Consider the following 12,950-nt stretch of genomic DNA (forward strand, 5'->3'; position numbering starts at 1 on the left):
CAAATATTATGAATAAAAAAAATACTTCAGCACCCTAACGGAGGGAAAATTTACGCGAGCTAACTAACCAAATAGGGATATGCCAATTGTAAAAATTGACAGGTCTCACCATTCACTATTAATTATAACAAGGAAATGAAAATAAAATATTTTCTACTGCTCCTGGCTATGTGCCTCTTTTGCCAAAATCTGAGCGCACAAAACAATATAACCGTTACCGGAAAGGTAACAGACAACAAAGGAGAAACATTGATTGGCGTCGGTGTTTTGCTCAAGGGTACCAAAACCGGCACCAGTACGAACAATCAGGGTCAGTATTCCCTAAGCATTTCAGGTAACAATGCGATTTTAGTCATCTCTTACCTCGGTTTTTTGACCCAGGAAATTCCAGTAAACAACAGCACAAAAATAGATGTCACTTTGGAACCGGATTCCAAAAACCTTGAGGAGGTAGTAGTGACAGGATATCAGACACAAAGGAAAAAGGATTTAACCGGTGCGGTCTCGGTAGTGAACATGAAAGATGTTGAAAATATCCCAACAGGAAACATCATTTCAACACTACAGGGGCGGGTTCCGGGTGTTAACGTAACCAATAACGGAACTCCCGGTGGCGTTGGTACAGGTATTGGCATCCGTGGCATCACGACCATTAACAATGGTACACCATTATATGTTATTGATGGGGTTCAAACTCGTGATAACATTGCCACCTTATTGAATCCAAATGATGTAGAATCTATACAGATTTTAAAAGATGCAGCTTCTGCTTCAATTTACGGTACTCAGGCAGCCAATGGTGTCATCATCATTACTACAAAAAAGGGTAAAAAAGACCAGTTGACGGTTGATTTTGACGCCCAGCTCACGACCCAGTCTTATCATACGGGAATAAAAATGCTGAATGCACAGCAATGGGGCGAAACCTATTGGACTGCTTATAATAATGATGGCATCAAACCCAAACATGATTTATATGGAAGTGGCGATGTTCCGGTAATTCCGGAGTTTATTGACCAAAAGAAAACCATTCGTTCCGGTGACACCAATTGGGCTGATCAGGTGTACAAAACCGCTGTTTTGCAGAGCTATAATTTAACGGTCGCAAAAGGCTCCAAAAACGGTGCTTCTACTTTTTCGCTTAACTATTTTGATCAGGATGGTTTGATCAAATACACCAATTTTAACCGTATTAATGGTCGTCTGAATTCAGATTACAACTTTTTGGATAACCACCTAAGGATTGGACAAAACCTGAATCTGAGTAAATGGAATGAAAAACTAAAGCCGGGGGGCATTGAAGAGCTTGCCATCGCACAACACCCAATCATTCCGGTGTATGATATTAATGGCGGATACGCTGGTCCGACCCAGGGAATAGGGGACAAGCCTAATCCTGTCAGGCTCCTGGATCAGATCAGGGAAAACAGAAATGAACAGTGGCGCATCTTCGGCAATATGTACATAGAAGCTGAACCGATTAAAAATTTGATCCTAAGGTCCAACTATAGCATCAATTATCGAAACGGATTTGCCTCTGCTTTTGAACCAAAATGGAGAGAAGGAGATCGTTCTGTTGATAAAAACATATTGAATACCTCTTCAGACTATAACAAGGACTGGATATGGTCGAATACAGCCAACTATACCATTACGATAGACAAACACAACATCAATGCGCTGGCAGGTATCGAATCCAAAGAAAGCATTAATGAATCACTGGGCGCAAAAAGAGAGAACTTTATTATCGAAGCCCTGGATTATCGTTACATCAGTGCAGGAGACGGTGCTCAAACCAACAACGGAATCGCATCACGTACGGCTACAAATTCTGTTTTTGGCAAATTGAACTATGCTTATAATGACCGATACCTGCTTTCCGGTACCATTAGAAGGGATGCTTCTTCCAGATTCGGGAAGAATAACAATGCTGCGGTTTTCCCCGCTGTATCGGCAGGATGGAGAGTTACTCAGGAAGATTTTATGAAGGATCAAAGCCTGATCTCCGACCTCAAACTAAGGGCAAGCTGGGGCCAGAATGGAAATGACTTGTTAGATAATGAAGCCACCTACACCAAATATTCTACAAACCTGAACATGGGGGGCTATGATATTTCTGGTATCAACAGGGGGACAATTCCAAACGGAATCATTAAAGACCGGACAGGGAATCCGGACATTAAATGGGAGGTAACTACCCAGACCAATTTCGGTCTGGACCTGGCAATGTTAAAAAGCAGGTTGAACATCACCTTAGATTATTACATTAAGAAAACCGACGACATGCTGATTGACCGACCTTATATAGGTATTGTTGGAGAGGGTGGGGCGATGGCCTATAATGGCGCTTCTTTGAGTAATAAAGGCTTTGAAGCGATTGTAAACTGGAGAAATGACATAGGTAAGGATTTCAACTATAGCCTGACATTCACAGCAACGGCGTATAAAAACAAAGTGACGGCTGTACCTGATGACATCTATTATACTTATGGCGGTGGGAATGGGCAGGATAAAACCATTGTCGGACAACCTCTGGGATCATGGCTGGGTTTTAGAACAAACGGAATTTACCGCACTGCAGAAGAACTTAACGATGGCATCAACAAACCAGGAAAAGGTTTGGGACGGGTACGTTATGTAGATACGAATGGTGACCACCTGATCAACGATAAAGACATGGAATGGCTGGGCTCAGATCAGCCTAAATTTATCGGTGGATTGAATGTTGCCCTGGGTTATAAAGCCTTTGATTTCTCTTTCTTTGTGAATGGAATGGTGAGAGATGCCTATAATAATTCAAAGTTCTATACGGATTTCTTCCAGTTGTGGACTGGCAACCATAGTACCAGGCTGTTAGATGCCTGGAATCCTACAACTAATTTTAATTCCGATATCCCTGCTTTAACAGCTTTGAATTCAAATGATGAGGCCAGAACTTCTGAGTATTTCATAGAGAATGGTTCTTACCTGAAACTGAAAAATGTCCAATTGGGATACACACTTCCTAAAGCGCTGGCTGATAAATTAAAACTAAGAAACCTCCGCATGTATGTCCAGGGACAGGACCTGTTTACAATTACTAAATATAGGGGCGCTGACCCTGAGGGACTAGGTTATCCATATCCATTACCAAGAACCTTTACTGTAGGATTGAACTTTGGATTTTAACCGATCAACTTAATCATAAAAATCATGAAATTTAAATACATAATATTTGCGGTGCTGGTTGTATTGACCTCCTGCAAAAAAGATTTTCTGGATAGCAAACCGAAAGGAAAACTAAGTGATGAGTTGCTGAACTCACCGGATGGTATCGAAGCCCTTTGCATTTCTTCTTATGCGGCTCTTGCAGGTCCCGAAGGAAGCGATGGAACTTTTCTTTCCCCTACTACGAACTGGATATATGGCGATGTCCGTGCAGAGACTGCTTATAAAGGCGGCGGGGGAATTGGTGATATCAGCGAGTTTAACCAATTTGAAACCTTTACGGCAGTATATGCTTCTAATGGATTGTTGGACCGTAAGTGGTTTAGCCTTTATAGAAGTGTGCAGCGCGCCAATAGCGCAATACGTAGATTAAATGCAGTCACAGAAGCCGAAGTGCCGTTAAAGAATGTGAGACTGGGAGAGATGCGCTTTTTAAGGGCACACTTCTTTTTTGAACTCAGCCGTCTATTTAATAAGATCCCTTATTTTGATGAAAATGTAGAAACTGCAGACTATCCTAAAATATCCAATGTGCAATTTAGCCGGGACCAGATCCTGGAGAAAATAGCTGCCGAATTTGGTGCGGCAGCAGCTTTATTGCCAATAAAACAGCCGGAAGTGGGCAGGGCCACTAAATATGCTGCGATTGCGTATCAGGCCAAAACAAACCTCTACCGTGCTTATAAGCAAAATCCGGACAATGCGGTGGCGGTTATAGATCAAAATCTGCTGAATGAGGTCGTTGCTGAATGTGATGAGGTAATTTCCAAGGGAGGTTATGATTTGCTCCAGGACTTTCAGCAACTCTCTATGGCTGAATTTGACAATAGTGTGGAGTCTGTCTTTGCTGTTCAATATTCAATTGCAGATGGTACGGACCTTGGACGGATCAACTGGAGTAATTTGTTAAATGCTCCGCGTGGTCCTGCCTACGGTGGAGATGGCTTTTTTCAACCAAGTCAGAATTTGGTGAACTCCTTTAAGACCGATAGTAAAGGCGTGCCTATTCCTGAAACCTATAACAATACAAACCTGATGACCGTTGCAGACGGTTTGGCTATGGATGTAGACCCAAGGCTTGATTTTTCAGTCGGACGTCTTGGTATCCGCTGGAAAAACTACAACACAGCGCCTTATGGTCCGGATTGGGTACGTGAGCCTGCTACCTATGGTTATTATTCCAATAAAAAGGCGATAGTTTCACCTGAGTCTCCATATATGGTCAAAGGATTTCCATGGGGAGGTTCAGCACTCAATTTTCATGTGATCAGGTTTGCAGATGTACTGTTATGGAAAGCTGAAGCACTCATAGAATTGAACCGTCAGGATGAAGCTTTACCGTTGATCAACCGGGTTAGAACGAGGGCGAAAAACAGTAAGTATGTAACCGCATTTAACTCAGCAAATCCAACTGACTATGCAGCTAAATATACCATAGATACCTATAAACCCGGAGAGAACTGTACCTGGACAAACGCTTATGCCCGTACAGCTATGCGTTTTGAACGCAAACTGGAGTTGGCTCTTGAAGGAGAGCGTTTCTTTGATCTGGTGCGTTGGGGAAATGCAGATCAGGTATTGAATACCGAGTACTTTGCAAAAGAGAAACTGGTGCGTACCTACTTGCAAAATGCAAGATTTGTAAAAGGCAGGGATGAATATTTCCCTATACCACAGCCACAGATTAACTTCTCAGGAGGTCTTTATCAACAAAACCCAGGATACTGAGGGTAATATTTCAATTGCCATAGAGGTGTCAATAAACACCTTTATGGCTTCATTCTTAAATAAAAATGAATATGGAATTTAAGTTGCACCGCTGGTTAAGATTGACTGCCTTTCTGATGTTTTTTCTTTCCACCTGCTTAGAGGTGTCTGCACAACATTGGAGCTTTGACGGAAAAGACCCCTTAAAGGCAGATCGGAAAAATGGAGAACTAACATTAAGCAATGCCAGGCATCAACTTGAACTTAGTTCGGGGATTATTGGCAAAGGCTTGAGGACAGATGGATATAGCACCTCATTACGAACAGAGATCAGCTTTAATCAACTGGTCTCAGGCTGCTCAGGTTGGTTCGCACTAGAATCGTTTCCAACAGATACCGCTGCCTTTTTTGCCTTAAAAGATCGTAAAACCAGAATTTCTGTATCTATTGGCCTAAACAGGTTTGGAGAGATCTTAATTGGTAAAGGAAATGGTAAGGAGTTTTCTTACCTGGCTACGGGATATTTTGTTGAGAAATTCAAATGGCTAAATATTGCGTTGGACATCAGGGCTGAAAACAGTAGTGTTTGGGTCAACGGACATAAACTCAAAATCAATATGTCCTCAGTTCATTTTCCGGAAAAAACCGACGAAATTCTGGTGGGAAAGGACTTCAGAGAAATTTTTTTAGGTCAGATGGATTTGACATCGATTAACGGAATAATAGATGAACTGAAACTGTGGAACAAACCGGTTCCCATTAAAGAACTTCAAAATGAGGTTTCTGCTTTAGCTCAAAAAGTTCCTGTACTGGCTATTCCTGAGCTACGTTTTAAAGATGATTTTTCCCGTCCAAAATATCACTTGTTGCCTGCGGCGAACTGGACTAACGAAACACATGGTTTGATTTTTTACAAAGGCAGATACCATATCTTTAACCAAAAGAATGCTTCAAATCTTGCGCTTAGGCAAATCAACTGGGGACATTTTAGTAGCCCTGATATGGTGAACTGGACGGAGCATAAACCTGCATTAAGTCCTGAGAAAGGGTATGACGAAAATGGGATATGGTCAGGCCATGTGATCCTTGATGACAAGGGAGTCCCGATGATCAGTTATACTGCAGGCGGACCTAAAATGGGAATTGCCCTCGCTTTTCCGAAAGACAGTACGCTTAATGACTGGATAAAGTATAAGCAAAATCCAGTGGTTCCAGGCCAGCCTGATGGCTACAGCAGGACTGATCTACGGGATACCTATGTGTGGAAAGAGGGAGATAAATGGTATATGGTTGTGGGCTTTGGCGTTAAAAAGGATAGTGTAGAAAAAGGTGCTTTGCTTTTATACAGCTCGGCTGATCTAAAAAACTGGAGTTTTTTGCATACCCTGTTTGAAGGGAATCCTGCAGTAGACAATTCCGGAATTTTCTGGGAGATGCCTGTGTTTAAAAAAATAGGGGATAAATATGTGCTGCTGGTGAATAAGGTACCCCATAAAGGGGTTCCGGCCAGGGCACTTTATTGGGTTGGCAACTTTGTCAATGAACGTTTTGTTCCTGACCATCCAATGCCGGAGAATTTAGAGATCATCAACAGGTTGCTTTCACCTTCTGTCACTGAGGACAAAGACGGGCGGATCTGTGCAATTGCGATTATTCCTGATGAGATTAGCGGGGAAGCGGCATACCTTCAGGGATGGTCTCATCTTTATAGTATTCCCAGAATCTGGAATTTATCGGAAGGGAAAATAATTCAGTCCCCGCATCCCGTACTCCAGTCTTTGAGAGCAGCTAATCGTAAGGTGTTAGACATTACGGTTGCCAGCCATCAGCCGGTTAAGCTTTATTCGGGGCAGCAATATGAGATCCTGGCGCAGATTATGCCAAATAAGGCGAAGCAATTTGGGTTCGTTCTGCATAAAAATCCTGATGGTTCGGAGTATACAAAAATATATTACGATGCAGATAGCCGGGAAATTGTTGTAGATCAACGTCATTCCAGTACAAAAAAAGGAATACCACTCCGTGTCAGGAAAGATACTTTTCTGCTGGATACCAGCAAACCCGCCAGTTTCCATGTTTTTGTTGATGGCTCGGTAGTAGAGGTGTTTATCAACAATCAACATGCATTCACTACCAGAATCTTTCCTTCCAAACGGAGCAGCGATCAGGCAGAGGTCTTTGCTGAGGGCGGTAATATCAACTTGAAAGCTGAAGTCTGGACAATCCAGCCAGCGAGAATGAAGACGGAGTTTTAAGTAAAGAATAATCAGATGAAAGAAACGATCAAAAAATATTTATTGCCCTTGTCAGGCTATATGCTTTTCCTGTTCTACGGAGGAACCGCTTTTGCCCAAAATAATGAGGCGGCGGCCTATTCAGAACTCTACCGTCCGCAGTTTCATTTTAGCCCTAAAAAAGGATGGATAGGCGATCCCTGTGGCTTTACTTACTATGGGGGTAAATACCAAATGTACTGGTGGGGGAAGGTGGTCTCTGATGACCTGGTCCATTATGAAGAACTAAAACCAAATGTAATGACAGGCGATGACGGCAGCATCGGTTATTTTACTGGTTCCATGCTCATTGACAGGGAGAATACCGCAGGTTTCGGTAAGGACGCATATGTTGCCGCTTATACCATTTTTAATAAGCAAAGCAAAAATCAATCGCAGGGGATTTCTTATAGTCAGGATGGTGAGACCTTTCACTATTATAAAGGAAATCCGGTTTTGGATATCGGCAGTACGGAATTCCGGGATCCGACGGTTTTCTGGCATGCTGGTACCAAACAATGGGTAATGGTCGTAGCGAAGGCCCTGGAAAAGAAAATTAAATTCTATGGGTCAAAAGACCTGAAATCCTGGACCTGGCTAAGTGATTTCGGTCCTGCCGGTGCTCAGGAGAAAGCCTGGGAATGCCCCGATCTGTTCCAATTACCAGTAAATGGAAATGTTAAGGATAAAAGGTGGGTAATGGTTGTTTCTATTGACTGGGCAAGGGAGCAATATTTTATCGGAAATTTTGATGGTAAAACTTTTACGCTGTCGGCCGATCATTCCAAAGAGCCGTTATACGTAGACCAGGGACTGGATTTTTATGCATCAAGAACTTTTCAGGATTACGATGGTACCTTAAAGAATACGCCATCAATGGGTTGGATCGCTACCTGGGACTATGCGCAGCTTGTGCCCTCCACCTGGGGCAAGGGTTTTTGGTCTATTGCTCGTAATCTGGAACTTAAAACGTATCCCGAGGGGCTGCGGTTGGTGCAAAAACCAATCGATAACCTTAAACAACTCCGGGGCAGCGTTCAGTCTGCTAACTACGAAGTTCCAAAGGGAACCCAGCCTTTAAGGGCTTTCCAGCCGACTGAGAATGTTTATGAAATGGAAATCATCTTCAATACCAGCAAACCAAATCTATTCGGTTTAAACCTTTGTGTGGGTGAAGGCCGAAAGTTGGGCCTGTCTTATGAGACGACAACGGGCTTGTTAACGATAGACCGAACAAACTGCGCCGAAGAAAAAATTGAAAAGTTTGCCAGGAAAACCAGTGCGAAGGTAATGCCTGTAAATGGTCAGCTGCGAATGCATTTTTTTGTAGACAAATCAAGTGTTGAACTGTTTACCAATGATGGTAAAGAGGTTTTTACCATGCTGACTTATCCTGGGGAACATCAGGCCGGCATCGAGACTTTTGCCAGAGATACAGGTACGGAGGTAAGCATGAAGGCATGGAAGCTGAAATCTGTATGGAAATATAAAAACTAAAACACACCAATATGAATAGGAAATTTTTAAAACTTGTTTTTAGCATCCTTGCGGGATGCACGTTTAGCTTAAGTACAGTAACGGCTCAACAGCAAACAACTTTGCAAGCTGAAGAACATCGCCCTCAATTCCATTTTTCTCCTAAGGAACATTGGATGAATGATCCTAATGGAATGGTTTATTATAAGGGCGTTTACCATCTTTTTTATCAGTATTATCCTAATGGTACGGTATGGGGTCCAATGCACTGGGGTCATGCAACAACCAAAGATTTCTTCCATTGGCAGGAGAAGCCCATCGCCCTTTACCCTGATAGCCTTGGCTATATTTTTTCGGGAAGTATCGTGATGGATGAGCACAATACTTCCGGGTTGGGAAAGGATGGGAAAGCGCCTATGGTTGCAGTTTTTACACATCATGATCCAAAGCTGGAGGAGAAAAAAGTCAATAATTTTCAGAACCAAAGTATTGCCTATAGTCTGGATGAAGGAAACTCCTGGACTAAATATTCCGGTAATCCTGTATTGCCAAATCCAGGTATCACAGATTTTCGAGATCCAAAAGTAATGTGGTTTGAAGCCGGAAAGAAGTGGATAATGACCCTGGCCACTAAAGATCGGATTACCTTTTACTCTTCTAAAGACTTAAAAGATTGGAGGAAAGAAAGTGAGTTTGGAAATGACCTGGGAGCACATGGTGGGGTATGGGAATGTCCTGACCTTTTTCCGATGGAGTATAATGGCAAAACTGTTTGGGTATTGTTGGTCAGTATCAATCCAGGTGGGCCAAATGGCGGTTCTGCTACCCAGTATTTTACCGGAAGTTTTGACGGAAGTAAATTTACAGCTAACTCAAAAGTAGAAAAATGGCTGGATTATGGAACCGATAACTACGCAGGTATTACCTGGTCAAATACTGGGAAAAGAAAAATATTTATCGGCTGGATGAACAATTGGCAGTATGCAAACCGGGTACCGACAAAAAACTGGAGAGGAGCAACAACAATTCCCAGGGATCTGTATCTGGATCAAAAAGCAGGAGATTTTTACGTACGGTCCGTCCCTGTAAAAGAGATGAATGTCCATCTAAGACCAGTTTATAAAAAACAATCATTAATGCTCAATAAGGGAATTGATCTGTCTGCCTATGTTAAGAATCTCAATGGAAAGTTGAAGCTGGATTTTACGTTTAATACGACTAAAAGTAATCAGATTGTACTAAGTAACAAAGAAGGAGAAAAACTTTTGGTTGGCTATGATCATAAAACAAAAACATACTATATCGACAGGGCCAATTCTGGTATCAATGATTTTGAAAAAGGGTTTGCAAAAAAGCATACAGCGCCAAGAATAGCTACTGCAACAACTGCCAGGATTAGTCTGATATTGGATGTTGCATCGGCAGAACTTTTTGCTGATGACGGCTTAACAGTGATGACTGATATCTTTTTCCCTAAAAGTTTAATCAATGGAATTAAGATAACCGGAAACGGGAATCAGAAAATAAATAACCTGATCATCTCAGCAATCCCTTCCTTTAAGTAAGCAGATTTAAAAATACGCTCCTGATCAAGATTTGTTTATACCCCAAGATTTCTAAAGATTTTCGGGTATAAACAATCGCAAGGAGCCTTCCTTAGCTATAGTCTCGGTCTTCTTTGTCGCATTTTAGGGGCCGGAGAATTCTTTTCAACTTTTAAGTATTCCGTTAACGGTGGACGTGTGTGAATTACTTCCTCTTTGCTTTTTTCTTTGGGGACTATGCTCACGTTGAGTTCGCGTCCTGCCAGTAAAGTGCCATTCAGCGCTGAAACGGCATTCTCTGCCACTTCTATACTGGCCATTTCTATAAAACCATAGCCCTTACACTTTTTAGTCGCCCGGTCGTAGATGAACTTAACGGTGCTAACTTCGCCATGCAGGCTAAAGAGCTCTGCAATCTGTATCTCATGAATTTCTGGCGGAAATCCACCGACAAAAAGCTTTTCCATCACTATCCTTTTTTTACTGCAAATATAAAGCCTTCATCTAATTGCGCCGCATTTTAATGTTCGATTTATCATTAAAAACAGGTCTTTTTTTAGTCCGAAAGCTGGGAAATGTATTAGATGACCAGATTTTATCCCTGGCTATCCGGATGAACAGCAGATTGCGCTAACTAATGGATATGTTGTTGTGATCAGTATGCTGAAAAGCTGAATGTTTTTACTGAATTAAGTGGTGAAATTTTTCCCGGTAATTTCCTTTCGATGTTGTATTCCCCAATCTGTTAGATTGTTGATTATGGTCTGTAAGGTCTTACCATGTTTTGTAAGCTCATATTGAACAGTTACAGGTTGCGTATCTAAAACGGTTCGTTTCACCAGTTTGTTTATTTCCAGTTCCTTTAATTCCTTACTCAGCATTTTGTTCGAAATACCGGTTACATCATTTAAAATGTCTGAAAATCTTCTTTTGTTGTAATGGCAGATAGATGAAATTATATAGATCTTCCATTTTCCGCTAAGTACGTCCATCGCATCGTGGACAGCCATCATTTCTTTTTTTCGATCCTTCTGATCTTCTTTTTCGCACTCCATATGTTACTTTGTTACCTGTAGGTTACTGTTACTTTTAGATACAAAGTTACCAAAATATATTCTTGTAGTCTAACTTTGTTGCTCAAGAATTTAACAAATCGAGAAAATGAGTAAATTAAAGAATAAGGTAGCTGTAGTTACAGGTGCATCAAAAGGAATAGGCGCATCTATCGCTAAGTATTTTGCAGCAGAAGGAGCAAAAGTTGTTGTGAATTATGCGTTTAGCAAAGAAGATGCAGACAAAGTTGTGAAAGCCATAACCGACAACGGTGGTATCGCTATTTCAGTACAGGGCGATGTGTCTAAAGCGTCTGATGTAAGCAGGCTGTTTGAAGAAACAAAGAATGCTTTCGGTGGGTTGGATATTTTGGTAAACAATGCGGGCATTTATCAATACGCAGCAATTGAGCAGGTGTCGGAAGAATCTTTTCATCAACAATTCAATGTCAATGTTTTAGGATCTATACTTACCATCCAGGCATCTTTAAAGTTGTTCGGTGATAAAGGGGGCAACATCATAAACATTAGCTCAGAGGCAGGGAAAACCCCTCTTCCAACGGGATCGGTATATTCAGCAACCAAAGCGGCTTTGGACGCTATTACTATTTCCTTGTCAAAGGAATTCAGTGGAAAAAACATTCGTATCAATTCCATATTACCCGGCATTGTGGAAACAGAAGGTTCGCATAGTGCAGGATTTATTGGCAGTGATGCAGAAACAAAATTTGTTTCAAATACTCCGCTAGGGCGGACTGGTCAGCCGGAAGATATTGCGAAAGTAGCCGTATTTCTTGCTTCTGATGATTCTGCCTGGATTACAGGAGAGAAAATATCCGTTTCGGGGGGTATTTACGGAATTTAAAAATGTATTTAAAAATTAAAGCAGAGAAAACATGAGTAAATTAAAAGATAAAGTAGCAGTAATAACGGGAGGTAATAGTGGTATTGGATTCGGCATTGCAGCAGCACTCAAAAACGAAGGTGCCATCGGCACAATCACTGGAAGGAATCAGGAAACGCTTGACCACTCTGTTCAGGAACTTGGAGCGGGTTTTATAGGTATAAAAGGCGACGTAACAAAGATGGAGGACCTGGAACGGATTTTCAAAGACACCTTTGAAAGGTTCGGCAAAATTGATACGTTGGTGGTCAATGCTGGTGGTATAGTAGATGGCAGCCCAATGGCAGCGATTACGAATGTTACGGAAGACAACTATGACCGGTATATGAACCTGAATTTGAAGAGTTCCTACTTTACTGTTCAAAAAGCACTTGCATATATGAACGACGGGGCATCCATCATTCTCATTGGTTCCAGCGCAGCACACCGTGCAGCACCTGGAATGACGATATATGGAGCAGCTAAGGCTGCGGTTATATCCTTAGCTAAAGGCTTATCACTTGATCTGTTAGAAAGAAAAATTAGAGTAAACACATTGTCGCCCGGTTCCATTGATACACCTGTATTTGGTAAAATAGTGCCGCAGGAACAGGTGGAACAGGTTAAACAAGCTTGGAAAGATTTGATTCCAGTAGGCAGAATGGGGCTGCCATCTGATATGGGGAAGGCTGCGGTTTTTCTGGCCTCTGACGATTCTTCGTTTATTGTCGGAACTGAAATTCTTTCTGATGGAGGTATGACAAATATCAGCCTGATGAAATAATCTATAAAGTCCCAACATTGATTT

At 41.8% G+C, this 12,950-nt stretch carries 9 protein-coding genes; 7 read left to right on the plus strand and 2 right to left on the minus strand.

The features are described 5' to 3' along the window. The first annotated feature begins 135 nt into the window (after positions 1-135). From AAFF35_RS02965 to AAFF35_RS02985, 5 genes are all read left to right on the plus strand, one after another. Entirely contained in the window at positions 136-3,168 is a 3,033-nt protein-coding gene (locus AAFF35_RS02965; protein ID WP_342330873.1) for a TonB-dependent receptor, read from the plus strand. 24 nt (positions 3,169-3,192) lie between these two features. Continuing rightward, a complete protein-coding gene (locus AAFF35_RS02970) occupies positions 3,193-4,935 on the plus strand; it encodes a RagB/SusD family nutrient uptake outer membrane protein (protein WP_342330875.1) in 1,743 nt (580 codons plus the stop codon). 71 nt (positions 4,936-5,006) lie between these two features. Next, positions 5,007-7,169, plus strand: coding sequence for a glycoside hydrolase family 32 protein (locus AAFF35_RS02975; protein ID WP_342330877.1), 2,163 nt, complete (start codon positions 5,007-5,009; stop codon positions 7,167-7,169). Positions 7,170-7,184: 15 nt separating this feature from the next. Beyond that, positions 7,185-8,684: a glycoside hydrolase family 32 protein gene (locus tag AAFF35_RS02980; RefSeq protein WP_342330879.1), complete on the plus strand. Its 1,500-nt coding sequence runs from the start codon at positions 7,185-7,187 to the stop codon at positions 8,682-8,684. A gap of 11 nt (positions 8,685-8,695) precedes the next feature. Next, the gene (locus tag AAFF35_RS02985) at positions 8,696-10,228 is read left to right on the plus strand and encodes a glycoside hydrolase family 32 protein (protein WP_342330881.1); all 1,533 of its coding nucleotides are present in this window, start codon (positions 8,696-8,698) and stop codon (positions 10,226-10,228) included. Between the two features lie 95 nt (positions 10,229-10,323). On the opposite strand, the gene AAFF35_RS02990 is transcribed toward AAFF35_RS02985, so the two are convergent. Together AAFF35_RS02990 and AAFF35_RS02995 are read right to left on the minus strand one after the other, a co-directional pair. After that, positions 10,324-10,674, minus strand: coding sequence for an RNA-binding protein (locus tag AAFF35_RS02990; RefSeq protein ID WP_342330882.1), 351 nt, complete (start codon positions 10,672-10,674; stop codon positions 10,324-10,326). 222 nt (positions 10,675-10,896) lie between these two features. After that, positions 10,897-11,262, minus strand: coding sequence for a helix-turn-helix domain-containing protein (locus AAFF35_RS02995; protein ID WP_342330884.1), 366 nt, complete (start codon positions 11,260-11,262; stop codon positions 10,897-10,899). Between the two features lie 106 nt (positions 11,263-11,368). Between AAFF35_RS02995 and AAFF35_RS03000 the strand changes: the two genes are divergently transcribed. Together AAFF35_RS03000 and AAFF35_RS03005 are read left to right on the plus strand one after the other, a co-directional pair. Then, positions 11,369-12,124 carry a glucose 1-dehydrogenase gene (locus tag AAFF35_RS03000; RefSeq protein ID WP_342330885.1) on the plus strand — a complete coding sequence of 252 codons (756 nt, stop codon included), beginning with the start codon at positions 11,369-11,371 and terminating at the stop codon, positions 12,122-12,124. 31 nt (positions 12,125-12,155) lie between these two features. Beyond that, positions 12,156-12,926 carry a glucose 1-dehydrogenase gene (locus AAFF35_RS03005; RefSeq protein WP_342330886.1) on the plus strand — a complete coding sequence of 257 codons (771 nt, stop codon included), beginning with the start codon at positions 12,156-12,158 and terminating at the stop codon, positions 12,924-12,926. The last annotated feature ends 24 nt before the right edge of the window (positions 12,927-12,950 follow it).

Source organism: Pedobacter sp. FW305-3-2-15-E-R2A2 (assembly GCF_038446955.1).
GTDB lineage: Bacteria > Bacteroidota > Bacteroidia > Sphingobacteriales > Sphingobacteriaceae > Pedobacter.